Source organism: Mesorhizobium sp. M5C.F.Cr.IN.023.01.1.1 (assembly GCF_003997585.1).
In the GTDB taxonomy this organism is placed as follows: Bacteria; Pseudomonadota; Alphaproteobacteria; order Rhizobiales; family Rhizobiaceae; genus Mesorhizobium; species Mesorhizobium wenxiniae.
Window position 1 is genome coordinate 1 of sequence record NZ_RZSU01000045.1, and the last position, 21,755, is coordinate 21,755.

26 protein-coding genes, 1 tRNA gene, 1 pseudogene and 1 riboswitch are annotated in these 21,755 nt (G+C 61.3%); of the genes and pseudogenes, 15 read left to right on the forward strand and 13 right to left on the reverse strand.

The features are described 5' to 3' along the window. A pseudogene (locus EOA78_RS18665) lies at nucleotides 1-237 on the forward strand (dihydroorotate dehydrogenase (quinone)); the annotation flags it as partial. 13 nt (nucleotides 238-250) lie between these two features. On the opposite strand, the gene EOA78_RS18670 reads toward EOA78_RS18665, so the two are convergent. Beyond that, nucleotides 251-1,588, reverse strand: a complete 1,338-nt coding sequence (locus tag EOA78_RS18670; protein ID WP_127316443.1) for an MATE family efflux transporter — start codon at nucleotides 1,586-1,588, stop codon at nucleotides 251-253. Between the two features lie 126 nt (nucleotides 1,589-1,714). On the opposite strand from EOA78_RS18670, the gene EOA78_RS18675 reads away from it, so the two are divergent. Beyond that, nucleotides 1,715-2,617, forward strand: a complete 903-nt coding sequence (locus EOA78_RS18675; protein ID WP_127316405.1) for a histone deacetylase — start codon at nucleotides 1,715-1,717, stop codon at nucleotides 2,615-2,617. A gap of 92 nt (nucleotides 2,618-2,709) precedes the next feature. Here EOA78_RS18675 and EOA78_RS18680 read toward each other — a convergent pair whose 3' ends face one another. Beyond that, entirely contained in the window at nucleotides 2,710-2,973 is a 264-nt protein-coding gene (locus EOA78_RS18680; RefSeq protein ID WP_127316406.1) for a DUF6460 domain-containing protein, read from the reverse strand. Nucleotides 2,974-3,213: 240 nt separating this feature from the next. Between EOA78_RS18680 and EOA78_RS18685 the strand changes: the two genes are divergently transcribed. Further along, nucleotides 3,214-3,287, forward strand: a tRNA-Gly gene (locus tag EOA78_RS18685). 73 nt (nucleotides 3,288-3,360) lie between these two features. Here the strand turns inward: EOA78_RS18685 and EOA78_RS18690 are convergent. The 7 genes from EOA78_RS18690 to EOA78_RS18715 are packed head-to-tail and all read right to left on the reverse strand — an operon-like array spanning nucleotide 3,361 to nucleotide 6,236. Beyond that, on the reverse strand, nucleotides 3,361-4,383 hold the full coding sequence (locus EOA78_RS18690; protein ID WP_127316407.1) for a site-specific integrase: 1,023 nt from the start codon (nucleotides 4,381-4,383) through the stop codon (nucleotides 3,361-3,363). Continuing rightward, nucleotides 4,370-4,570 (reverse strand): hypothetical protein, encoded by a 201-nt coding sequence (locus EOA78_RS18695; RefSeq protein ID WP_127316408.1) that lies wholly within the window; start codon nucleotides 4,568-4,570, stop codon nucleotides 4,370-4,372. The genes EOA78_RS18690 and EOA78_RS18695 overlap by 14 nt, the downstream gene beginning before the upstream one ends. Then, nucleotides 4,570-4,731: a hypothetical protein gene (locus tag EOA78_RS36025; RefSeq protein WP_164783813.1), complete on the reverse strand. Its 162-nt coding sequence runs from the start codon at nucleotides 4,729-4,731 to the stop codon at nucleotides 4,570-4,572. Before EOA78_RS36025 ends, EOA78_RS18695 begins: the two co-directional genes overlap by 1 nt. Beyond that, nucleotides 4,728-5,174 carry an ASCH domain-containing protein gene (locus tag EOA78_RS18700; RefSeq protein ID WP_245477586.1) on the reverse strand — a complete coding sequence of 149 codons (447 nt, stop codon included), beginning with the start codon at nucleotides 5,172-5,174 and terminating at the stop codon, nucleotides 4,728-4,730. Before EOA78_RS18700 ends, EOA78_RS36025 begins: the two co-directional genes overlap by 4 nt. After that, nucleotides 5,171-5,374 (reverse strand): hypothetical protein, encoded by a 204-nt coding sequence (locus EOA78_RS18705; protein ID WP_127316410.1) that lies wholly within the window; start codon nucleotides 5,372-5,374, stop codon nucleotides 5,171-5,173. The genes EOA78_RS18700 and EOA78_RS18705 overlap by 4 nt, the downstream gene beginning before the upstream one ends. Continuing rightward, nucleotides 5,371-5,646 carry a hypothetical protein gene (locus EOA78_RS18710; RefSeq protein WP_127316411.1) on the reverse strand — a complete coding sequence of 92 codons (276 nt, stop codon included), beginning with the start codon at nucleotides 5,644-5,646 and terminating at the stop codon, nucleotides 5,371-5,373. The genes EOA78_RS18705 and EOA78_RS18710 overlap by 4 nt, the downstream gene beginning before the upstream one ends. After that, nucleotides 5,643-6,236, reverse strand: coding sequence for a DUF5131 family protein (locus tag EOA78_RS18715; protein WP_206533460.1), 594 nt, complete (start codon nucleotides 6,234-6,236; stop codon nucleotides 5,643-5,645). The genes EOA78_RS18710 and EOA78_RS18715 overlap by 4 nt, the downstream gene beginning before the upstream one ends. A gap of 54 nt (nucleotides 6,237-6,290) precedes the next feature. Here EOA78_RS18715 and EOA78_RS36455 point away from each other — a divergent pair, with 54 nt between their 5' ends. The 7 genes from EOA78_RS36455 (at nucleotide 6,291) to EOA78_RS18750 (ending at nucleotide 11,168) form a co-directional block, all read left to right on the forward strand. Continuing rightward, nucleotides 6,291-6,446, forward strand: a complete 156-nt coding sequence (locus tag EOA78_RS36455; protein ID WP_206533461.1) for a hypothetical protein — start codon at nucleotides 6,291-6,293, stop codon at nucleotides 6,444-6,446. An 87-nt stretch (nucleotides 6,447-6,533) separates the two neighbouring features. Further along, nucleotides 6,534-7,400, forward strand: a complete 867-nt coding sequence (locus EOA78_RS18725) for a DUF3800 domain-containing protein (RefSeq protein ID WP_127316413.1) — start codon at nucleotides 6,534-6,536, stop codon at nucleotides 7,398-7,400. Nucleotides 7,401-7,858: 458 nt separating this feature from the next. After that, a complete protein-coding gene (locus EOA78_RS18730; RefSeq protein ID WP_127316414.1) occupies nucleotides 7,859-8,584 on the forward strand; it encodes a Crp/Fnr family transcriptional regulator in 726 nt (241 codons plus the stop codon). 138 nt (nucleotides 8,585-8,722) lie between these two features. Continuing rightward, the gene (locus tag EOA78_RS18735) at nucleotides 8,723-8,926 is read left to right on the forward strand and encodes a hypothetical protein (protein ID WP_127316415.1); all 204 of its coding nucleotides are present in this window, start codon (nucleotides 8,723-8,725) and stop codon (nucleotides 8,924-8,926) included. A 312-nt stretch (nucleotides 8,927-9,238) separates the two neighbouring features. Beyond that, nucleotides 9,239-9,907, forward strand: coding sequence for a hypothetical protein (locus EOA78_RS18740; RefSeq protein ID WP_245477587.1), 669 nt, complete (start codon nucleotides 9,239-9,241; stop codon nucleotides 9,905-9,907). Continuing rightward, on the forward strand, nucleotides 9,904-10,299 hold the full coding sequence (locus EOA78_RS18745; RefSeq protein WP_065005831.1) for a phage holin family protein: 396 nt from the start codon (nucleotides 9,904-9,906) through the stop codon (nucleotides 10,297-10,299). Before EOA78_RS18740 ends, EOA78_RS18745 begins: the two co-directional genes overlap by 4 nt. After that, on the forward strand, nucleotides 10,296-11,168 hold the full coding sequence (locus EOA78_RS18750) for a hypothetical protein (RefSeq protein ID WP_127316416.1): 873 nt from the start codon (nucleotides 10,296-10,298) through the stop codon (nucleotides 11,166-11,168). Before EOA78_RS18745 ends, EOA78_RS18750 begins: the two co-directional genes overlap by 4 nt. A gap of 157 nt (nucleotides 11,169-11,325) precedes the next feature. On the opposite strand, the gene EOA78_RS18755 is transcribed toward EOA78_RS18750, so the two are convergent. Both EOA78_RS18755 and EOA78_RS18760 read right to left on the reverse strand, forming a co-directional pair. Continuing rightward, entirely contained in the window at nucleotides 11,326-12,330 is a 1,005-nt protein-coding gene (locus EOA78_RS18755) for a L,D-transpeptidase (protein WP_127316417.1), read from the reverse strand. A gap of 168 nt (nucleotides 12,331-12,498) precedes the next feature. Further along, entirely contained in the window at nucleotides 12,499-13,488 is a 990-nt protein-coding gene (locus EOA78_RS18760; RefSeq protein ID WP_127316418.1) for a LysR family transcriptional regulator, read from the reverse strand. A gap of 315 nt (nucleotides 13,489-13,803) precedes the next feature. On the opposite strand from EOA78_RS18760, the gene chvE reads away from it, so the two are divergent. The 5 genes from chvE (at nucleotide 13,804) to EOA78_RS18785 (ending at nucleotide 19,552) form a co-directional block, all read left to right on the forward strand. Further along, nucleotides 13,804-14,868, forward strand: coding sequence for a multiple monosaccharide ABC transporter substrate-binding protein (gene chvE / locus EOA78_RS18765; RefSeq protein WP_127316419.1), 1,065 nt, complete (start codon nucleotides 13,804-13,806; stop codon nucleotides 14,866-14,868). Nucleotides 14,869-14,968: 100 nt separating this feature from the next. Further along, nucleotides 14,969-16,501 carry a multiple monosaccharide ABC transporter ATP-binding protein gene (gene mmsA, locus EOA78_RS18770; RefSeq protein WP_127316420.1) on the forward strand — a complete coding sequence of 511 codons (1,533 nt, stop codon included), beginning with the start codon at nucleotides 14,969-14,971 and terminating at the stop codon, nucleotides 16,499-16,501. Continuing rightward, the gene (gene mmsB, locus EOA78_RS18775; RefSeq protein ID WP_127316421.1) at nucleotides 16,498-17,790 is read left to right on the forward strand and encodes a multiple monosaccharide ABC transporter permease; all 1,293 of its coding nucleotides are present in this window, start codon (nucleotides 16,498-16,500) and stop codon (nucleotides 17,788-17,790) included. Before mmsA ends, mmsB begins: the two co-directional genes overlap by 4 nt. A 288-nt stretch (nucleotides 17,791-18,078) precedes the next feature. Then, on the forward strand, nucleotides 18,079-19,071 hold the full coding sequence (araD1, locus tag EOA78_RS18780; RefSeq protein ID WP_127316422.1) for an AraD1 family protein: 993 nt from the start codon (nucleotides 18,079-18,081) through the stop codon (nucleotides 19,069-19,071). 151 nt (nucleotides 19,072-19,222) lie between these two features. Then, complete coding sequence (locus EOA78_RS18785; RefSeq protein WP_128239040.1) at nucleotides 19,223-19,552, forward strand: hypothetical protein; 330 nt, start codon at nucleotides 19,223-19,225, stop codon at nucleotides 19,550-19,552. An 18-nt stretch (nucleotides 19,553-19,570) separates the two neighbouring features. Here EOA78_RS18785 and EOA78_RS18790 read toward each other — a convergent pair whose 3' ends face one another. Together EOA78_RS18790 and EOA78_RS18795 are read right to left on the reverse strand one after the other, a co-directional pair. After that, complete coding sequence (locus EOA78_RS18790; protein WP_127316424.1) at nucleotides 19,571-20,344, reverse strand: ABC transporter substrate-binding protein; 774 nt, start codon at nucleotides 20,342-20,344, stop codon at nucleotides 19,571-19,573. Nucleotides 20,345-20,437: 93 nt separating this feature from the next. Further along, on the reverse strand, nucleotides 20,438-21,532 hold the full coding sequence (locus EOA78_RS18795) for a 2'-deoxycytidine 5'-triphosphate deaminase (RefSeq protein ID WP_127316425.1): 1,095 nt from the start codon (nucleotides 21,530-21,532) through the stop codon (nucleotides 20,438-20,440). A 125-nt stretch (nucleotides 21,533-21,657) separates the two neighbouring features. Continuing rightward, a riboswitch (SAM riboswitch) is annotated at nucleotides 21,658-21,735 on the forward strand. The last annotated feature ends 20 nt before the right edge of the window (nucleotides 21,736-21,755 follow it).

A 21,755-nucleotide genomic window follows, 5' to 3' on the forward strand; every position in this document is an offset into this window, starting at 1 on the left:
GGCCCGGACCGCGCCATGATCGGCGTCGGCGGCGTCGATTCCACTGAGACGGCGCTGGAGAAGATCCGCGCCGGCGCCGATCTCGTCCAGCTCTACACCGGCATGATCTATGCCGGGCCTACGCTGCCGGGCCGCATTCTTTCTGGAATGGTCCGGTTCGCGGACATGCAACGGCTCAAGTCGCTGCGCGAGTTGCGCGATACCAGCCTCGATCAATGGGCGTCCAAGCCGCTCTAACCCGAAGTACGCTCTAAAAGGCTGTCCGCATCCGCACGCGCAAAATGGCAAGCAGGCTGAAGCCGCGCACCAGCAGGAAGATGTGCAGCGCCGCCCACAGGCCGTGATTGCCGAAGGCCGGCGCCAGGATGAGCAAGGCGGCGCTGAAGACGAGGAACGAAAAGAGCATCATATTGCGCATGTCGCGCGACCAGGTCGCGCCGATGAAGACGCCATCCATCTGAAACGCCAGCACACCGCTGAGCGCGGTGAACGCCGCCCAGAGGAGATAGTTGTCGGCAACGGCGCGAACATCCTGTGACGTCGTGATCAGGGCGACCAGATCAGTTCCGCCCAGCAAAAGGACAAGCGTTGCCGTGGCCGCCAGCCCTAAGCCCCAGAACAGGCTCAGCCGCACCGCCTGCCGGAATTGTATCGCGGCACGCGCCCCCACGGCACGCCCGGCGAGCTGTTCGGCCGCCGTGGCGAAACCGTCGAGGAAATAGCCGGCGATGAGGAAGAAGTTCATCAGCACCGCGTTGGCGGCCAACGTCACCGTGCCGAATTGCGCGCCCTGGCGGGTGAACAGCGCGAAGGCGGCGAGCAGCGAGAATGAGCGGATCATAATGTCACGGTTGAGCGACATCATGCGCAGGAATGCCGACAGGTCGAGGATGCGATGGCGCGGCAGCCGGGGCGCTGCCCAGAAACGCCGGCCGATGATCGCCAGGCCAATCAGCATGGCGACGAATTCACCGGTGACGGTCGCCCAGGCAACACCGGCGACGCCCCAGCCGAGCTCCAGCCCCAGCAGGATGCAGAGCGCAATGTTGATGCCGTTCAGCACCAATTGCAGCATCAGACCCAGCCCGCCCTCGCCGCGCCCCAGCACATAGCCGAGGATGGCGTAGTTGATCAGCGAGAACGGTGCGGCGAGCAATCTGATGCGGATATAGACGGCCATCGCCTCGCTGACGCGCGCCTCGGCGCTCATGAACCATTGTCCGGCGATGGCGACCAGTGGCGCAAGGGCGGCAAGCACAATGCCGGAGACGACCGCGATCAGCACGGCGCGCCAGAACACCGCCTGTTCCTCCAGTTCGTCGCCGCGTCCGAGCGCCTGGGCGACGAGGCCCGTGGTGCCGGAACGCAGGAAATTGAAGGAGGTGAAGACGACGTCAAAGACCAGAGCGCCCGCCGCCAGACCACCGAGAAGGGCAGCGTCGCCCAACTGCCCGACCACGGCCGTGTCGACGACGCCGAGCAGCGGCGTCGTCAGATAGGCAAGCGTCATCGGCACCGCGATGGCGAGCACCGAGCGGTTGGTGACGACGAAAGACCGGCCGTTGGCCGCTGCTGACACCTGATCCAGTACCCGCTTCCCATCGTGGCTTGATCGAACAGCCGATGTGGCCCAGTTTCCGGACGCCGCGCAACCACTCATCCCGCCACGGCCAACCGAAACCCGCCTCTGGCGCACCCGACGTAAACCACCCAAATGCCCCTGCAGATCGTTCATCATCCCGACTACGACGCCGGCTTCGCAGTCAACCATCGCTTCCCCATGAGCAAATACAAGCTGCTGATGGAAGCCTTGGGCGCGCGCGGACTGACCGGCCCCGCCGCTCTCAACGTGCCCGAACCGGCGCCGGCATCATGGCTGAAGCTTGCCCATGCCGCCGGTTATGTCGACCAGGTGCTGGCCTGCGAAGTGCCTGAAAAAATCGAGCGCGAGATCGGCTTTCCGGTGGGCCCGCGCGTCTCGCTCAGGGCGCAGCTCGCAACGGGCGGCACCGTGCTGGCAGCGCGGCTGGCGTTGCTGAACGGCATCGCCTGCAATACCGCCGGCGGCAGCCATCATGCGCGGCGCGCGCAAGGCGCCGGCTTCTGCACCTTCAACGATGTTGCCGTGGCTTCACTGGTGCTGCTTGCCGAAGCTGCCGCCGACAACATCCTGATCGTCGATCTCGACGTGCATCAGGGCGACGGCACGGCGGACATTGTTGGCGAGGAGCGGCGCGTGTTCACCTTCTCCATGCATGGCGACCGCAACTATCCGGCGCGAAAGATCGCTTCCGACCTCGACATCGCTCTGCCCGATGGCACCGGCGATGCGGCCTATCTCGAAAGGTTGGGCGGCGTCCTGCCGGAACTCACCGCCAAGGCGCGCTGGGACATCGTTTTCTACAATGCCGGGGTCGACGTTCATGCCGAGGACCGGCTTGGCAGGTTGTCGCTGTCGAACGAGGGGCTGCGCGCCCGCGACGACATGGTGATCCGCCATTTCCGCTCGCTCGGCACTCCGGTCTGCGGCGTTATCGGCGGCGGCTATTCGACTGATGTGGCGGCCCTCGCCGCGCGCCATTCCATCCTGTTCGAAGTGGCCTCAGGCTTCGCCTGACGGCCTTCTAGGATTTCCCTGCCGAACCACAGGTCAGCGGAGCAAAAGCCGGTCCACTATTGCTACACCGACCTTCGGCTCGGGGTCATGTTCTATTTCCGATAGTTGGCGATCCTGAGCAGGATGAAGGCCGGAATAACGATCGCCGCGCCCAGCAGGATATAGCCAAGGAAACGGTCAACGGCGCGAAAGCCCAGATTCCAGAGATCGACGAAGAAATTCCGGATGCCGTAGAGCACATCCAGCGGCGACCAGCCGAAAGCGTTCATGACAAGGCCGACGAGGAACGATACCACCAGCAGCTTCAGGAACACCCGGAGCGGCGAATCGCCGAGAAAGCGCGTCAGTGCGGACAAGGCGTGTCTCCAGACTCGGTTGCCCCGATTCGGGCACAGGTCCAGAAATACGCACTTGCCGCGCTGGCATCAAGGCGGGTCGCTGACTCCCAGTTGCTCCGCATGGATTGTCTGCTCGCCAACTTATATTGCAACGCCGGCGCCTTTGCCACGACGGAGTAACAGTCGGATGGCTGGAAGGCACGAGTGCACGCTTAACGATTGCCCGAACGCCGGCTTGCGTGGTAACGAGGCTGCTGCGCGGGTATGATGTAATGGTAGCTTGTCAGCTTCCCAAGCTGAACGCGCGGGTTCGATTCCCGCTACCCGCTCCACCTTGTGCCACAAGGGGTTGCGCCTGATTTGCCGAGCCGCCGAAATGGGCGGTTTTACAGGCAGTTTTACAGCCTATGTTCTCTTTTTGGCCTGATCGAGCTTGCGGATGCGCTCTTTCAGGGCGGCTGTCCGGCTGACGTAGCGGCGGATAATGCGCGCGACGTGCTCCTCTTCCCACCCCATGATCTCGGCGATCTCGCGCTCCGTGAGGCCGGCGATGTAGAATTTTGTCGCCGCGGTGCCGCGCAGGTCGTGGAAGTTGAGGTTCTCGCCATCGGGCCATGCGTCCGCCTTCGCCTTGAGGAAGGAAGAGCCGAGCCCGTCTTTCACCCACGGCCGGCGCTTGCTCGAGGTCAGGATGACCGGCGAGCGGCGCGGGATCCTCGCCAGCACGTCGCGCAGCTCCTGATAGAGCGGGATGACAGCCTCTCGGCGGTGCTTGCTCTTGCCGGTGGTGACGATGATGGCGTCCTCGCCGACATGCGACCAGGCCAGGCGTACCAGGTCACCGGCGCGCAAGCCGGTATGCGCGGCGAGGTCGACGGCGTGCGCCACCTCCACCGAACAGACCGCCTTCAGCTGGGCGATGTCGGCGTCGGTCCAGATGATCTCTGATCGCGAACCGGAATAGAGCTGCTTGATGCCCTCGCAGGGATTGGCGGCGATGGCGCCGCGGTCGACCTCGAAGGACAGCACGCGCGACAGGACCTGCATGCCGTAGTCGGCTGCGCGCGGCGTCTCGGCGAACTTGGCGCGCCAGGCCCGGATCCTCGGCCTGATCTTCTCCGGCCTGTCAAACTGGCGCATCGACAGCGAGCCGAAGTGGTCGGCGATGCGGTCGAGCCAAGGCCCCCAGTTGCGCCGCGTCGATTCGGCCAGCTTTTTGTAATCGGGGCTGGCCCGATAACGGATGATCGAGGCGCTGAACTTGTTGCCGTCCGGCGCCGCGCGGCTGGCGATCGCCTCGTTGTAAGCGTTCTGGAAGGCGGCCGTCCCCGGCTCGCCTTTGACGACAGGTCCGCCGCGCCAGGCGTAGTAATAGACCTTGCCTTTGGCCTTGACGGTGTGCAGGCCCTTCAGCTCAACCATGACCATGCTTTAAGTCGAACTCCGCCAACTCGCGATCGAGGTCATCTTCATCAGCATTGGCGGGTTTCGTAAAGTGCCAGCGGTGCGTTCCGTCCGGCAGGACGTCCAGCGTGCACGGCTCGACGCCGGCCTGCCGCAACGCGGCCAAGGCCTTGACCAGGTCGGCAGGGCGAAGGGCCGGCCGGCGTGACATCAACTGTCTCCCGGCTTTCGCTTGCGGATGGCGTTGCCGCTGGTGATCATCACGTAGCCGTCGGCGAACTCGACGCGGATCGAGTTCATCTTGCCGCGCGCGGTGACGCGGCATGCCTGGCCTTTCCGCCCATGGCGGTTCCATCGATAGATGTGGGTCAAAGCAGCCTCCCCTGCGGAGGCGTCGACGGCGATGCCGGAAGGCGGTCACGCCATTTGAAAAAGCCCAGGGCGCCCTTGACCGGGCTAATCTCCGGCAACAGTTCGGGATTGCGCAGCACGAAGCCAAAGCGGCCAAAGAACCAAGGGCTGCGGCTGTCGGCGACACAGTCGACGATCTCGACGCTGCCAATGATGCCGCCTCGATCGAGCTGTTCGAAGGATGGAAGCACCAGCCCGGGCGGGAATGGATGCGTCAGGCTGATCTGGTGGATCGTGTCGAGGCAATCCTCATATTCGCCCCGTGTCATGCCCTGCGAGGCGTGCAGGCAGACGCGTCCCCTGATCTTCGTCGGCCAGTCGCGGTTTTCGATGTCCTTGCCGCCATTCAAGATCGCCCATACCCAGGGCTGGCGGACGGAAAGCGCGAGATCGGGCAGAATCAAAGCAGCCTCCGCTGTTTCCTGCCTGGCGTTGCGCAGTCCTGGCAGGTGTGGGTCCATTCGCCTGATACCTTGGCGATGACAAAACCTTCGGCGCGGGCGTCCGACACCATCACGTCGAACTCGTCGGCCTGATAGGTTCGGCGCTGCGCGGCGCCGCATTCGCAGACGATCTGCTGCTGGCCGGCATGGCGCTCGATCATGACGTTCTCACGCTGAAGCTCGGACGCGGCTTCTTCTGGTCGACCTCGTCGCCGAGCACGAGCACCGGTAGACGCAGCTCCTGCGCATCGACCGACAGCGTGGGGTGCGTCCAGCTTACCCCCATGGGCAGGTCACAGAAGAACACCAGCGGCTGACCGCAGTTGACGCATTTGCCGGTGATGTCGGCCTGCTTGATGGTGTCGTCCTCGAAACGAGCGACATTCACCTGAAAGGCGAACTCGATGTGAGGGCACTGAGCGGAGCCGGTCATGGTGCCACCTTTGGAAATTCGTTGTGCTCGACGCCGTCGAGCAGCCGGCCGGCGGTTTTCTTGCCGATCGCGAACATGGTCATCGCGCCAGACCCGGCTGCGAACGTCATTGAAGCGAACGCATCGTGTTGTGTGCCGTCGCTGTGCAGAACCGTGCTGTCGACGACGCACGTCCTGCCGTACATTTCGTCCATGATGTCCTGGTCTTCGCTGCCCTTCGCCTTCCGGTTGCTCCGGTAGCAGGCGTGCATTTGATCTTCCGGCATTTCGCAGATCGGCTTCCATTCGCCCCATTGTTTGAAGAAGAACGGCACGCCGGCGCCGGCGCACTGGTCGCGGATCGAGCGCGCCCAGGCGGGATGCATCGGCCGGGCATCCGGGCCGCTCTCGCCGCCGACGATGATCCAGTCCGGCTTGACTAACTGGATATCCATCTTGATGGGGCCGAGCAGCGGCTCAAGGCTTGGCAAGTCGTGGACGGCGGCGCAATCCTGAGCACGTTCGACAAGAAGGAAGATGCGTTCCGGTTCGTTCTCGACCGGGGCGCCCGCGTCTGGTTGCAATGGGGCAGGACGGTCATCGGCGGGCAATCAACGCCCTATGACTTTGCCGCACAGTTCCAGCAAGACAGCGTCGGCCGCATCATGAAAAGGTTGCACGGTTCGGAATCAGGCACCTGGTTCTGGACGTGCCATGAAGGCGGCGCTCGCGGTACGGTCAAGACCAAGGACGAGGCGGTAATCGAGGTCGAGCGCGCCTACACTCGCCGGATCGTCAAGGCGGACTGGCGAAGAACCTGAGCTGTGGTGGGCTCGAGGCTGGTTCTTTCCCCGTAATGTAATTCTCATCCATCCCCTAGATACTGGCGCCGGGCGAGGTGCTATGAAATGAGCACTTTGCGGGACAGGCGTGGTGCAGTCCGCGTATTTGGCGTCGGCCCGCTCGTTGGGGACAAGATCGTGCGCGTTGTCTATGTAGACGAAACAGGCCATACCACGAAGGAGCCGGTAGCAATCGTTGCCGGGCTGATACTTGATCCGGACCAGCAATGGCGGATCCTAGCTGATCGTATTGAAGCGCTTAAGGTCTATGTCCCCGAAAAATTTCGAGAGGGCTTCGTCTTCCATGCAACCGACTTGGAGCATGGTGGAAAATACCGCCACGATTGGCCGGATGAAGATCGATGGGCTTTACTGGACCGGCTGATTTCCTTGCCGCGTGAATTAAGCATTCCCTTGGTCGTCGGCTTCACTCGCAAGCCCGTTGAGCGTGACAAGAATTCGGTTCGCGAATCGAAGATTGTCCATGCATCGGCGTATAGAGAATGCATTCAGGCCGCCGACTGGTTCATGAAAAACCACGCCAGCGAAAATGAAGTAGCGATGCTAGTGGCCGAGCAGCGTGAAGAGGCTAGGAGGGCGATTGAAGCGATCCACCGTCTCTACAGCAGCGAGGCGCTATTGAAGCGATGGTACCCGGAGTCGGTGCGACAAAAGCGTCCCAACCTTCCGATCTCGACGATAAAAGGACCGCCTAGCTTCGCGACCAAAGATGACGAGCCACTGCTTCAAATTGCCGATTCATGTGCTTTTGTTTTTCAGCGCCACATTCGAGGGGCTGATCGCAGTGAACGGCGCCTGAAAGCGCTGTTTGGTGATTTCCTACATCCTACTGCGTTGGGACAGATCAGAACCCAAGCTAAGAACCATGTGTGCTTCTGGTGGCTCAATGGCGGGGCGCAGCACTGGGGCTAATCTGTTGATGGCACGCGGCTTTCATCGGCCTGTCACGCCGGAGGCCTAACCGAAAAAAGTTTTACAATCCGCTCCTAACCCATTGAAATCAAACGAGCGGATTTTCGCCGGTTTTACACATAAGCCGTTGGAATTCAAAGGAACGGGCTAGCTTCCCAAGCTGAACGCGCGGGTTCGATTCCCGCTACCCGCTCCACCTTGCCCTGCAAGGAATTGAGGTTGCTGATGATCTGCGAGCGGTAGACGTCGAACTTGGCCTCGTAATCCAGTCGTCACCTGGGGCGCCTTGGCTACCAAGGTAGGCATCATAGGCGGGAATGAAGTCGAGCCGGTCGGCGCCGGCACTCACAGGCCACATGATCGGTTCTAGGTCGGCGGCATAATAGAACATAACGTGATTCTAATAAGAGGCGGCAACAAAAGATGCTGATCCGCGTTGCTGGTCAAAAGGCACCGCGATGATCGGCAAAAACCTCTTGATTCGCATGCTCGACCGCCGCGACACGCTGCCGCCAGACGAGATCGCGCTTATTGAGGCTCTTCCGGTCCGGCCGGTAACTTTCGGATCGGATGAGGAGATAGTCAGGGAGGGTTCCCGCCCCACCGAAAGCTGTCTTGTCGCGAATGGTTTCGCAGTTCGAAACCAGGCTATTCGGGAAGGAAGGCGTCAAATAACGGCAATTCACGTGCCGGGAGACTTTGTCGATCTGCATAGTTTACTGCTAAAAGTGATGGATCACAGCGTGAGCGCCCTGGGTTCGTGCGATGTAGTTTTCATCCGACACAAAGACCTGCTCACAGCAATGGGTGGAAGTCCACATCTCGCCCGGATGCTCTGGCTTTCGACGACTATCGATGGCTCAATCCAAAGGACTTGGATAACCTGCCTCGGGCGTCGCTCCGCCAAACAGCATCTCGCACATATAATCTGCGAGTTGTATGTCCGGTTAGAGATAGTTGGATTGGCCTCTGACCAGACGTTCGCGATTCCACTGACGCAAGCGGAATTGGGCGACGTGCTTGGTCTATCTGTGGTTCACGTGAACCGGACGCTGCAGGAACTTCGAGCGAAGGACCTGGTTAGCTGGAAAGACAGGAGGATTGTTATCCTGGATTTCCAGCGATTGGCCTTACTGGCCGACTTTGATGCGACCTACCTAAATCTCTTCCATGAACCGCGGTGACTGCCTCGGCCAGGACGCGTCAACGCGCTAATGCGGCATCAAGATTTCTCGTCAACTAAACAATGTGAATGAGCCCTCGCTCCGGATCGATTACAGCTGGGTTCAATTGACACGGTTGACGTCAAAGAAGGATTGCACATGCGTGAACTCGAAAATCTCATCGAACATTACGTAAATATTCGCAGGCGGCGCCATAGTTTCATATCGACGGGCCTTGCCGTTAAGGCCCTCAAACAGATTGTTCCGGCATGTTCGGTCTCTGATTCCGACCTAGCGAACATGATTGCCAATCGTGCAATAGACTACAACCTTCCTGTGAGCTTTGACCTTAACGAGAGCTAGACGTGGTGCTTTATTATACTAGCCTAACCTGATCTCTTGAAATTCGATGCGCAGAGGCGGGCCAATCTCCGCACGGCCGGCTAGGTCCGCGTCTCGGCACACGGCGCGTGGGAACTTCCAAGTGACTCAACGGGCTCGCCGGTTGCTCCGTTCTCGCTAATTTAGTTGGAAATGATGGAACCTGTTTGCCCCCGGCAAGTTCGGTAGGCAATGGAGGAGATTGCCACTATGAACAATGTCATTTATCTCATCGGCCTTGTCGTCGTCGTGCTTGCGATCCTCTCCTTCCTCGGATTCCATTAGGAGAATGCCATGCAGCGCGAAGACGATCAGGGCCGCAAGCCGGCCGATTTCGAAACAGCCAAAAGCGAACTGTCCGAGCGGTTCCAGCAGGAAACGCAGTCCGCCACAGAGGCGCTACAGGACGCTCGCGACGAACTCACCAGGAAGGCGGGCGACTATGCTGCTGAAGCCAAGCAGGCGTTGTTCGACAAGGCCGAGGGTACACAGCGCGATATCAGCTCCAATCTAAGGGCCTTTAGCGGAGCATTGCGAGCAGCAAGCGAGCATCTGGCCAATAATGATCAACGGACCGCTTCGAAGTTCACCCTCGATGCCGCCGGCTCACTTGAGCGCCTTTCATCTTCGTTGAAGGACAAACCATTCGAAGATGTTCTTGGCGAGATGCGGTCGTTTGGCCGCGAAAATTCAGGAGCGCTGATCGCCGGTTCGGTATTGGCAGGCCTGGCGCTGGGGCGGTTTATCAAGAGCTCGCCACCATCTGCCCGGACCGAGACACCGAGTCGATCGCAAACAGACGGGGGATCACAGACGGTTTCGAACTCGGATGAGTCCGCTATGCGATCGGCTGAGGCAGCTGACCCGATGCCGCCCCGCTTCAACCAGCCCAGAGACGGCAGGGCCGGCGATGACTTGGCTGGTGAAGGCTGGGCCGGCGCAAGCCTGGAGCAGAACCCATGACCAACAATCAGGAAAGTCGCGGCCTCGCAACCCTCGTCAGCGATCTGGCACAGCAGGTCACAACCCTGCTTCAAACCGAAAGTAGGCTGTTGCGGGCCGAAATGTCGGAAAAAATCAGCAAGGCCGGCGCAGGCGCCGCCGAGGTTCTGGCCGGCGCCATATGCCTTCTCGCGGCCTTGATGGTGCTCTTGCAAGCACTCGTAATCGCCCTGGCGAGCGCCGGCCTGGGAGCGGGATGGTCCTCGCTGCTGGTCGGGATCGTCGTGGCGGTACTGGGAATCATTCTCTTGCGATCTGGGACGAAAAGCATGGCTCCTTCCGAGCTGACGCCCGATCGCACACAAGACCAACTCAAGCGCGACGCGCGCGTGATCAAGGATCAAATAAGATGAGCGACAAATCCGCAGCCGAGCTCGAGCGCGATGCCGACATCGCCCGGGCCAAAGTGGCAGACACCGCCGATTCGATCCGCAGCAAGATGACACCGGGTCAATTGATCGACGAATTTACCGGAATGTTCGCCGGCGGCGAGGGATCGGCCATGCTTGGCAACCTCAAGTCGCAGGTCAGGGACAACCCGTTGCCGCTGACATTGATTGGAGCCGGCCTGGCCTGGCTGATGCTCGGCAACGGCCCGTCGGCAACCAAGTCAGCTGCCGCTGGTTATCGGAGAGGCACGGCTTCTGACGCTTTCTCCGACCTGCGCGGCGATGATTTCAGCGAGGGTAGCGAAGGGTCCGGAATCGGGGCGATGCTCTCCGATACCGCCGGTTCGGTTACATCAGCAGCAAGTAGCGCCGCCGAAGCTGCAGCAAACGCAGCAACGGGCGCCAAGGAGAGGATGACAAACACCGCCGGCCAGCTCGGCTCAAGCGCCAGCCAGATAGCGGCTCGGACGCGCCAATCGGCACAAGACCTGTTCGAGCGCGAGCCGTTGGCTATCGCTGTAGTCGGCCTTGCGCTGGGCACTGCCATCGGGGTGATGCTGCCCCACACAGCCACAGAGGACGAGCAACTTGGCGCCTACCGCGACAAAATTCGCGACAGCGCAGCGGAGGTTTTCGAAACGGGCCTGGAGCAAGCAAAGCAAGTTGCCGCCGAGGCTTACGAAACGGTCAAGGAAGAGGCCGACCGGCAAGTTGGGGATACCGACACGTTAGCAGGCAAGGTCGGCAAAGTTGTGGAATCGACCGCAAAGCGAACCGAGGAAGCCGTTCGCGATCGTTTGGCTGGCTCGTCGGACGGGTCTTCTACCGCCTGATGGCATCGCCACCGGCCTGAATTGACGGGCCTGGTCCATAGAACTCTGATGTTCAATGGATCTGGACCCAATCCCTTTTGCCTTGGGATCTCGGGGGGTCCGAATTCTCTGCGACTCTCCACAGGAATGCCTGCGGAGCAGGTCTGCTGGCCACTTGCTACGGAGCAAGCTCGTCGACGGTATGGGCGGTCTCGTTCTTGAACTCGACTTTCGTGCCTGGCTGCACCATGGAGCCGAGATCTTCGGCATCCCAATTGGTCAGTCGGATGCAGCCATGTGAGAAGGTCGTGCCGATCTTGCCCGGTTCGGGCGTGCCGTGGATGCCGTAGCTTTCGATGGAGAGATCGATCCAGACCGATCCCACCGGATTGTTCGGCCCGGCAGCGATGGTGAAGGGCCGCTTGGTCTTGACTCCCTTGAAAGCGAAATCCGGATCGTAGTGATAGGTTGGGTTGCGCACCACGCGCTTGACCTCCGCCGTGCCGCTTGGCGCCGGGTTTTCATCGCTGCCAATAGAGGCCGGGTAGACTGCGAGCCATTTGCCGGAAGGGTCGAGCACGCGCACCAGGCGAGCGCCCTTGTCGACCTCAATGCGGGCAACGCCAGCGGGAGGATCGCCCCGGCCAATATCAGGCACCACCAAGGTCGTGCCGGCCTTCCTGAAGCCGATGCCCGGATTGAGCATCCTGAGCAACTGTTCGCTGATATGGAAGCGCTCCGCCAGCCTCTCCGCCGCGGTGCGATAGCCGAGCCGCCGCAGACGGGCCATCCTATCCATGCGAGCCGGAATACGCCTGGTGAAGGGTCCGCGCACATCCTTGCGCGTTACCTCATAGGTGACCAGCACCGGGTCGGTGGAGGTCGCCATGAGCTTGCTCCAGGTCTCCGGGGTGAGCTTGCCATCGGGAGGGAGTCCGTTCGCCGCCTGAAAGGCGCCGACTGCCTTGGCGAAGTTCGCTGAAAGGTTACCGTCAATCAGCCCAGGCGAGAAGCGGGCGCGATCCAAGAGAATCTGCGCCTTCAGCACGGTCGGATCGACACCCTTCGGTTCGCCGGCGGCGAACTGGGCCTGATTGACGGTGGCTAGGTCCAGCTTGGCCGCCCCCGTCCCGCCGCATGCCAGGGCAAGCGTCGCGGCGAAGACGAGGAGAAACCTTATCATCGATAGCCTCGCTGGGACTGCAACAAGAGCCCGCCTCTATGACGCGGCACGGCCCTGTGTGGTTCCTTCGCTCCAGCGATATTCTGAATTGAAGCGACATGACCGAAGAGCCGTGTAGCTGCGATAGCTGTCCAACGGATTGGCGATGGATTGCTTGATTTAACGCCGTCAGCCTACCTCTCTCAAAATGAAGTCGTGCAGCATCTTGGCCGCCGGCGACAGCACGCGATTTTTTACGGTGATCAGACTGTAAGGCCTGACCTCGATGTCGAATTCGGTCTGGACGACGTCGATGGCGCCGGCCAGCCCCTCGGGGTTCTGGATGAATTTCGCCACCTGGATCGACACCGGCGCGATGGCGTCCGACTGCGCGACCATGACCAGGGTCAGCAGCAGCGAACTGGTGTTGAGGATGCGGTCCGGCAGCGCGATGTTGCGGTTCAGGAAATTGCTTTCCATCGCCTGGCGCAACGGCGAGCCGCCCGACTGGAAAACCCAGTCGTAGGCGGCGGTCTCCTCCAGCCGCACCGCCTTGCCCTTAGCAAGCGGGTGGCCGCGGCGCACGATCAGGCAGGCTTTTTCGACACCGATGACGCGGGCCTCGAACAGCCTTGGATTGAGATCGTCGGGGATGCGCGCGATGATGAAATCGTGACGCGTGGCGATCAGCTCGCGCGCCAGCACATTGGAGGTCTCGACCTGCATGGTGATCTCGATGCGCGGATAGATGCGCCGGATTTCGCGGATCGCCGGCACGGCGAGCTCGATCGCAGGGGCCGTCACCGCGCCGAGAAATACCGAGCCGCCCTTGCCCGCCTTGAGCTCGGATATCTCGCGGTCGACTTCACGCATCTCAAGCAGGATCGAACGTGCGCGCCTCGCCAATGCCTTGCCATAAGGCGTCAGCGTGATGCCGCGCGGCAGCCTTTCGCACAGCTTGACATCGAGCACCGCCTCCATCTCGGCGATCATCCGCGAGGCGGCGGGCTGCGAAATGTTCATGACCTGGGCTGCCGCGCTGACCCGGCCATGGTCATCGAGGGCTGCGATCATACGCATGTGGCGCAGGCTGAGGCCGCTGCGCAGCAGGGTTTCTCCGTCGCCGGGGGGTTCTTCGTAACTGGCTGAAAGTCCACCAGGATTCCGCAGCGCTGCCATGATCTTTGTTTGCTCCCCACTCATCGCCGGCCGGCAATCCGGCCAGGTCTTCGTCGGCTTTCAATATACCAGTTTCGGTATAGCAACCATCAAAGATCGCATTTGACAGTTATGGCAAAGAGCCACACCCTTTGCGCGTCCTGAAGCTTGACCGTCGCCAGCGTGAAAAATCGCATCGACTGGAACCAGAGTCTCAGGGCCGATTGGGAGGATACCGGAGATCGATATGGCGGCAGCGGCGCGTTTTGGCGCTCCTGCACGATCGCGCGGCCCACGAAACCCAGGGTGCGCGTCCATCAACCAGGGAGAGTTAATGTGAAGATCATCAAGACACTGGCCGCCGTCGCGGCCCTTAGCATCGCGGCTATGACGGTCCCGGCGCAGGCAGGCGAAGGCCTCATCGGCGTGCTGATGCCCACCAAGACCTCGCAGCGCTGGATCAACGACGGCGACGCCGTCAAATCCCAGCTCGAGGCTCTGGGCTACACTGTCGATCTGCAGTATGCGCAGGACGACATCCCCAATCAGCTCAGCCAGCTGGAAAACGAAATCACCAAGGGCCCGAAGGCACTGATCATCGCCTCGATCGACGGCACCACGATGTCGGACGCGCTGCAGAAGGCGGCTGACGCCGGCGTCGTCGTCGTCGCCTATGACCGGCTGATCAAGAAGACCCCGAATGTCGACTACTACACCACGTTCGACAATTTCGGCGTCGGCGTCATCCAGGCCAAATCGCTGCTCAAGGGCCTCGGCTATCCCGAGAACAAGGGTCCATTCAACATCGAGCTGTTCGGCGGTTCGCCGGACGACAACAACGCCTTCTTCTTCTACGACGGCGCGATGTCCGTTCTGCAGCCGCTGATCGACGACAAGGCCCTCGTGGTGAAGTCCGGCCAGATGGGCATGGACAAGGTCGGCACGCTCCGCTGGCTGGCAGCAACCGCCCAGGCCCGCATGGACAATCTGCTGTCCGCCAACTACTCGGATGGCAGCCGCGTCGATGGCGTGCTCTCGCCGTATGACGGTCTGTCGCGCGGCATCATCGCCTCGTTGCGCGCAGTCGGTTACGGCACGGCCGATCAGCCCTGGCCAATCGTCACCGGCCAGGACGCCGAAACCGCTTCGGTCAAGGCGATCATCGCCGGCGAGCAGTACTCGACGGTGTTCAAGGACACCCGCGAACTCGCCAAGGCGACGGTCGAGCTCGTCGACAAGGTGCTCTCAGGCGGCAAGCCGGAAGGCCTCGACACCAAGACCTACAACAACGACGTCAAGGTCGTCCCCTCGATCCTGCTGACGCCGCATGAGGTCGACAAGTCGAACTATCAGGCGCTGGTGGTCGATTCCGGCTACATCAAGGCCGAAGAGCTGAAGTAACCGCAGTTTTAAAACCCGGGGTCCTGCGTAACGCAGGACCCCTTTTCGATAGCGAGTGACCCCGGTATTGTTACCGGACCTCGGAGGAGTGGTATTCCTGATGGCCTCGACGATTTTGGAGATGCGTGACATCACCAAGACGTTTCCCGGCGTCAAGGCGCTGTCGAATGTCAACCTCAGCGTCGAGGAAGGCGAGATCCACGCCGTTGTCGGCGAGAACGGCGCCGGCAAATCGACGCTGATGAAAGTGCTGTCGGGCGTGTATCCATCCGGCACTTATGAAGGCGAAATCATCTATCGCGGCGATGAGTGCCATTTCAAAGGCATCCACGACAGCGAGCGCCGCGGCATCGTCATCATCCACCAGGAACTCGCGCTGGTTCCGATGCTGTCGATCGCCGAAAACATCTTTCTCGGCAACGAGCACGCCAGATACGGTGTCATCGACTGGAACGCCAACGAGACGCGCACCAGCGCTCTGCTCAAGAAGGTGGGCCTTAAGGAAGACCCCAAGACGCTGATTACCAATATCGGCGTCGGCAAGCAGCAATTGGTCGAGATCGCCAAGGCGCTCAGCAAGGAAGTGCAGCTGCTGATCCTCGACGAACCGACGGCGAGCCTGTCCGAAAAGGACAGCCAGGCGCTGCTCGACTTGCTGCTCGAATTCAAGCGGCAGGGCATCACCTCGATCCTGATCTCGCACAAGCTCAACGAGATCAACCGGGTCGCCGACAAGGTCACGATCATCCGCGACGGGCGAACCATCGAGACGCTGCCTAAGAAAGACATTTCGGAAGACCGCATCATCACCTCGATGGTCGGCCGCTCGCTGGACGACCGTTATCCGTCGCGCGAGCCCGAGATCGGTGAGATCGTGCTCCAGGTGAGGAACTGGTCGGTCTATCACCCGATCCATGCCGAGCGGCAAGTGATCAAGGGCATCGACATCGACGTCCGCAAGGGCGAGGTGGTGGGTATCGCCGGGCTGATGGGCGCCGGACGCACCGAATTCGCGATGAGCCTGTTCGGCCGCTCCTATGGCCGCCACATCACGGGCGAGGTGCTGCTCAAGGGCAAGCCCATCGATGTCTCCTCCGTCAGCAAGGCAGTGGAACACGGCATCGCTTACGTCACCGAGGACCGCAAGACCTACGGTCTCAACCTGATCGATCATATCAAGCACAACATCACGCTGGCCAATCTTCCCGGCGTGTCGCGCCATAGCGTGATCGACGACATGCGCGAGCTCGCCGTCGCCAACAACTACAAGGCCAAAACCAACATCCGCTCGTCCAGCGTTTATCAGATGACCGGCAACCTATCGGGCGGCAATCAACAGAAGGTGGTGCTGTCGAAGTGGCTGTTCGCCAATCCGGAGGTGCTGATCCTCGACGAGCCGACGCGCGGCATCGACGTCGGCGCCAAGTATGAAATCTACACGATCATCGCGCGTCTCGCCTCGGAGGGTAAGGCGATCATCGTCATCTCGTCGGAGATGCCCGAACTGCTCGGCATCACCGACCGCATCTATGTCATGAACGAAGGACGTATCGTCGGCGAAATGGTGGCGAGCGATGCCAGCCAGGAAAAGATTATGCGCGCCATCGTTCGCGGAGAAGGAAAAGCATCATGAGCACCGAAAGCGCTCCCGTCCCGAAAAGCGGCGTCGCCGAAGATGTGCAGCAGGGGCCGCGCGTTGCCGTCTCGGCGCTGGTCACCAACCTGCGCGAATACGGCCTGATCCTGGCGCTTATCGCCATCATGGTGTTCTTCCAGTACACGACGTCCGGAACGCTGTTCAAGCCGGTGAACTTGAGTAACCTGGTGCAGCAGAACAGCTTCATCATCGTGATGGCGTTGGGCATGCTGCTGGTGATCGTCTCCGGCCACATCGATCTCAGCGTCGGGTCCGTCGCCGGTTTCATCGGCGCGCTGGCGGCGATGATGATGGTCATCTGGCCTCTCGGCCCTTTCAGCAATCCGCTGGTGGTGTCGATCATCTGCCTGATCATCGGCGGCGCGATCGGCGCGGGACAAGGCTACTGGATCGCTTATCACCGAATACCGAGCTTCATCGTCACGCTTGCGGGGATGCTGATCTTCCGCGGCATCTGCCAAGCGCTGCTGGGTGGCGGGTCTTCCGTGGGGCCGCTTCCAGCCGGCTTCAAGGCGCTCAGTTCCGGCTTCATTCCAGACGTGATCGGCTCGTTGACGCTGATCCCGCCGGTCGTGAACGCCGCCGGCAAGACCATCGTCGGCAGCGGGCTGACGCTGCACATGACGACGATCGTGATCGGCCTCGTTGCCGTGCTCGCCTATGCCTATTTCGGGCTCAGGGCACGGCGCAGCCGCGAGCGGCATGGCTACGAAGCCGAACCCTTCACGCTGTTCGTCGTCAAGACCTTGGTGACCAGCGCTCTGGCGCTTTTTCTGGTCTACCAATTCGCCACCTACAGAGGTCTGCCAATCGTTCTCGTAGTGATGGGCGTGCTGATCTCGCTGTTCGTCTTCGTCACCAAACGCATGACGGTCGGCCGCCGTATCTACGCAATGGGCGGCAATGCCAAGGCGGCTCAGCTATCGGGTATCAAGACCGAGCGGCTGACCCTGATGGTGTTCATCAACATGGGCGTGCTCTCGGCGCTCGGCGGGCTGATCATTGCGGCGCGCCTTGGCCAGGCGGTGCCGGCGGCCGGCCTCGGCAGCGAGCTCGACGTCATCGCCGCTGTGTTCATCGGCGGCGCTTCGGCGATGGGCGGCGTCGGTCAAGTTATAGGCGCGGTGGTGGGCGGTTTCATCATGGGCGTCATGAACAACGGCATGTCGATCATGGGCGTCAATGTCGATTGGCAACAGGTGGTCAAAGGCCTGGTGCTGCTCGGCGCCGTGGTCTTCGACGTCTACAACAAGAACAAGGCTTGAGGGCGAGGGGACTCATGCATGTCGCCAAACGTGTGCAGCGTGTTGGGACAACGGCATGCATAAAAACAAGGATTAAAGCGGGCCTCTTTTCAAACGCGGCGCGCTTTTAGGAGGCACGGGTCACATCGCGGCGCTGCCGGGCGGCGCAAAGAAGTCCCCAAGGGGACCGGGCCCGCGAGCGCAATCCGGACGAAGAGTTCACCAGTGGCGCGGATACCATCCGAGCCGCGCTGGTCAAGGTTTGCCAACCCGGCAGCCAGGCCAAAGGCAATTGAGAGAGGGTACATCATGCTGATCTCCCAGATCCTCGACGACGCAGAGACCATTCGCGTCGTTGCCCGCAACGGCGGCAAGACCCGGATCATCAACGGCGCCCGCAGCGTCTATTCGCTGGCGATGGAGGCCGCGCGCACCGGCACCGGACTTGTCGCCCTGATCGAGCGCAAGGGCTTCGGTGAAGCGCTCGACCTCGATGCCGCCTACAAGAAGGGGCGGCTGTTGTCGCCAATCAACCATCCCGACCCGGCGCATCTCCATCTCACCGGCACAGGGCTGACGCATCTCGGCTCCGCGGCGACCCGCGATTCCATGCACAAGAAGCTCAGCACCGACGGCGAAGAGCAGCTCACCGATTCCATGAAGATGTTCCGCATGGGCCTGGAGGGTGGCAAGCCCGCCAAGGGCCAGACGGGCGTGCAGCCGGAATGGTTCTACAAGGGCAACGGCACCATGGCGGTGGCGCCCGGCGCGGCACTTTTATCGCCCGCTTTCGCCCAGGATGCAGGCGAGGAGCCGGAAGTCGCCGGCATCTATGTCATCGGCGACGACGGCGTCCCGTTCCGCGTCGGCTTCACACTGTCAAACGAGTTTTCCGACCACGTCACCGAGCGCGTGAACTATCTTTTCCTCGCGCATTCCAAGCTGCGCAACGCTTCGTTCGGGCCGGAGATCCTGATCGGCGACCTGCCCTCCGACGTCAGGGGTACCTCGCGCATCCTCCGCGACGACAAGCTGCTGTGGGAAAAGCCGTTCCTGTCGGGCGAGGCGAACATGTCGCACACCATCGCCAATCTCGAACATCACCACTTCAAATATTCGGCCTTCCGCCAGCCGGGCGACGTTCATGTGCACATGTTCGGCACGGCGACACTGTCCTTCGCCGACGGCATCAGGACCGAAGCCGGCGACGTGTTCGAGATCGAGGCCAAGGATTTTGGCCTGCCGCTGCGCAACCCGCTTGAAATCGAGCAGCCGGTGAGGGTGGCGGTGAAGGCATTGTAAGCTTGCGCCGAAATTTGGGAGTCGAGGAATGAACAGGATTCAGCTTGGCATAATGTTCGCAAGCCTGACTCTGTTCCTCGCCCAGACATCGTCTACGGGCTACGGCGCCGGCCAATGCAGCGCAAAGTCCTACCGCGAAGCCCGCTCGGCGATGACGGGCCGGCTTCTGGCAACTGGCTATTCGAAAGCACAAGTTGGCTTTCTGATGCGCAACGCGGATCGCATGACGTCCGCGCTTCGCAGCGACAAGCTGAACGGTAGTGGCCGAGCTTGCGGCATCCACTCCGCCAGAGCCCATGTCCTTGGCTGTCTCGACAAGCAGCTTTTCCCTTTGCGGTCTGGTTCGAGCGCCTCGCTCGACGACGAGAAGCAGACCCCAGGATTTTGGGGCAAGAAGCGCCTGAGAGTGCGTGAACTGCTCTTTATCGGCCAATTTCATGGCTGCCTGGGTGCCGCGAAAGAGTATCTGTTTCGCGGCTGACCCGGGCGAACATGAATCTCAATAAATATCGAAATCGAAATATTTGGCCTGGATCTTCTTGTAGGTGCCGTCTGCGACGATCGCATCGATCGCGGCGTTGAGCTTCTCGCGCAGCGCATTGTCTTCCTTGCGCACGGCGATACCGGCTTCGGTCTCGGTGCCCTTGACGTCGCCGACCATCTTGCAGCAGCCGTCGCTCGACTTCTTCATCCAGTCCATCAGCACGAATTTGTCTGAAAGGACGGCATCGAGACGGCCGTTCATCAGGTCGGCGACCGCCTCTTCCTGGGTCGGATAGAGCTTCGCCTCGGCGCCGGCCTTGCTATAGACATCCTGGGCATAGTCGGCCTGGGTGGTCGAAGCCTGGGCGCCGACTGTCTTGCCGGCGAGTGCGGCGGGTTCGGTCGAGGCAATATCGCTGTCCTTCAAGGCCACCAGCGAAAGCGGCGTGGTATAGTATTTGTTGGTGAAGGAGACCTGCTTCTTGCGCTCCTCGGTAATGCTCATGGACGCGATGATGGCGTCGAACTTTCTGGCCTGGAGCGCCGGGATCATGCCCTCCCAGTCCTGCGTGACAAGTTCGCATTCGACCTTCATCTGAGCGCAAAGCGCATTGGCGATGTCGATGTCGAAGCCGGTGAGCTTGCCATCCGCGGTGATGGTGTTGAACGGCGGATAGGCGCCTTCGGTGGCGATCTTCAACTTTTCCTGTGCTTGCGCCGACAAGGACCCGGCAGCCATCACCAGCATGGCAGCTGTTGCTGCCGATGCGATCCATCTTGAAATCTGCATTTCTTTGTTCCCTTGGTTTCAACCACCATGACGGTTGGGCACAGCCAAGCACGGCTCGCAAGGTCAGGCAAGCACAGTCTGATTGATCGGGGATCAGCGCGCGGCGCGGAAATGTTTGGACAGTTTCAGGCCCTGTGCCTGATAGTTCGAGCCGAGATCTGTGCCGTAGAGCGCCTGCGGCCGCTTCAGCATATGCTCGTAGACCAGCCGTCCGACGATCTGGCCGTGGTCGAGGATGAACGGCACTTCGTGGCTGCGCACTTCGAGCACAGCCCTGCTGCCGGTGCCGCCGGCCGCCGAATGGCCGAAGCCCGGATCAAAGAAACCGGCATAGTGGACACGGAATTCGCCAACCAGCGGATCGAAGGGCGTCATTTCGGCGGCATAGAGCGGCGGCACATGCACCGCCTCCTGGCTGACGAGGATATAGAATTCATCGGGATCGAGCACCAGTTCGCCGGCACCGCTCTTGTAGAGCGGCTCCCAGAAATCGACAATATCCTGCGCGGCGCGCTTGTCGACATCGACCAGGCCGGTGTGGTGCTTGCCGCGGTAGCCGACCAGCCCGTCCTTGTCGCCATCGAGGTCGATCGACAGTGCGATGCCGCCGCCGGAAATATTCGGCGGCTCGGTGGCGACGAGCGTTTCGGCACGATGCAATTCGTGCAGCTCGCTTTCCGACAAAAGCGCATTGCCGGTGCGGAACCTGATCTGCGACAGCCGCGAGCCGGCACGGACGACGATCGGAAAGGTGCGCGGGCTGACCTCCAGATAGAGCGGGCCGTTGTAGCCGGCAGCGATCTTGTCGAACTCGTGGCCGCGATCGGTCATCACTCGGGTGAAGATGTCGAGGCGTCCGGTCGAGCTCTTCGGGTTGGCCGAGGCCGAAACGTTTGCCGGAAGCGCCAGGCTCTCGAGCAGCGGCACGATATAGACGCAGCCCGTCTCCAGCACCGCGCCATCAGCGAGATTGAACTCGTGCAGCTTCAGGCGGTCGAGTTTTTCAGCAACCCTGTGGTTCGGGCCGGGCAGGAAGGAGGCGCGCACCCGCCAGGCCTTGTCGCCAAGCCTGAGGTCAAGGCTGGCCGGCTGGACCTGGTCGGCATCAAGCGCGCGCAGCGATTTCAGCGCGCCCGACTGGAACAGCGCGGAAATGTCCTGATCGGGAAGAATGCCTGTCTGCCGCAAAGTCTGGCTCCGCTCGAAGGCCGGGCGTGGTCTCGTTTTGTCGCAGGTTCCTGCCGCGGAACCCGCTGGTACAAACCTCTTAATCATGCCGGCAATTGACGCAAGCGCGGTGCGGGTCTAAAGGGTCGTTATCCCGTGGTGATTTGGCCGGTCGGCTTGCAGCCACGTTAAACAAGTCGCTAAAGGACCGTCGGGCCGAAAGGCCGTATGGACCGGTTGCGAC

Excerpts from the sequence above, each read along its gene's own strand:
- EOA78_RS18675 (WP_127316405.1), top strand. The coding sequence starts at position 1,715 with ATGCCCCTGCAGATCGTTCATCATCCCGACTACGACGCCGGCTTCGCA.
- EOA78_RS18690 (WP_127316407.1), bottom strand. The coding sequence starts at position 4,383 with ATGGTCATGGTTGAGCTGAAGGGCCTGCACACCGTCAAGGCCAAAGGC.
- EOA78_RS18695 (WP_127316408.1), bottom strand. The coding sequence starts at position 4,570 with ATGTCACGCCGGCCGGCCCTTCGCCCTGCCGACCTGGTCAAGGCCTTG.
- EOA78_RS18705 (WP_127316410.1), bottom strand. The coding sequence starts at position 5,374 with ATGATCGAGCGCCATGCCGGCCAGCAGCAGATCGTCTGCGAATGCGGC.
- EOA78_RS18710 (WP_127316411.1), bottom strand. The coding sequence starts at position 5,646 with ATGACCGGCTCCGCTCAGTGCCCTCACATCGAGTTCGCCTTTCAGGTG.
- EOA78_RS36455 (WP_206533461.1), top strand. The coding sequence starts at position 6,291 with ATGAAAAGGTTGCACGGTTCGGAATCAGGCACCTGGTTCTGGACGTGC.
- EOA78_RS18725 (WP_127316413.1), top strand. The coding sequence starts at position 6,534 with ATGAGCACTTTGCGGGACAGGCGTGGTGCAGTCCGCGTATTTGGCGTC.
- EOA78_RS18730 (WP_127316414.1), top strand. The coding sequence starts at position 7,859 with ATGATCGGCAAAAACCTCTTGATTCGCATGCTCGACCGCCGCGACACG.
- EOA78_RS18735 (WP_127316415.1), top strand. The coding sequence starts at position 8,723 with ATGCGTGAACTCGAAAATCTCATCGAACATTACGTAAATATTCGCAGG.
- EOA78_RS18740 (WP_245477587.1), top strand. The coding sequence starts at position 9,239 with ATGCAGCGCGAAGACGATCAGGGCCGCAAGCCGGCCGATTTCGAAACA.
- EOA78_RS18745 (WP_065005831.1), top strand. The coding sequence starts at position 9,904 with ATGACCAACAATCAGGAAAGTCGCGGCCTCGCAACCCTCGTCAGCGAT.
- EOA78_RS18750 (WP_127316416.1), top strand. The coding sequence starts at position 10,296 with ATGAGCGACAAATCCGCAGCCGAGCTCGAGCGCGATGCCGACATCGCC.
- EOA78_RS18755 (WP_127316417.1), bottom strand. The coding sequence starts at position 12,330 with ATGATAAGGTTTCTCCTCGTCTTCGCCGCGACGCTTGCCCTGGCATGC.
- EOA78_RS18760 (WP_127316418.1), bottom strand. The coding sequence starts at position 13,488 with ATGGCAGCGCTGCGGAATCCTGGTGGACTTTCAGCCAGTTACGAAGAA.
- mmsA (WP_127316420.1), top strand. The coding sequence starts at position 14,969 with ATGGCCTCGACGATTTTGGAGATGCGTGACATCACCAAGACGTTTCCC.
- mmsB (WP_127316421.1), top strand. The coding sequence starts at position 16,498 with ATGAGCACCGAAAGCGCTCCCGTCCCGAAAAGCGGCGTCGCCGAAGAT.
- araD1 (WP_127316422.1), top strand. The coding sequence starts at position 18,079 with ATGCTGATCTCCCAGATCCTCGACGACGCAGAGACCATTCGCGTCGTT.
- EOA78_RS18785 (WP_128239040.1), top strand. The coding sequence starts at position 19,223 with ATGACGGGCCGGCTTCTGGCAACTGGCTATTCGAAAGCACAAGTTGGC.
- EOA78_RS18790 (WP_127316424.1), bottom strand. The coding sequence starts at position 20,344 with ATGCAGATTTCAAGATGGATCGCATCGGCAGCAACAGCTGCCATGCTG.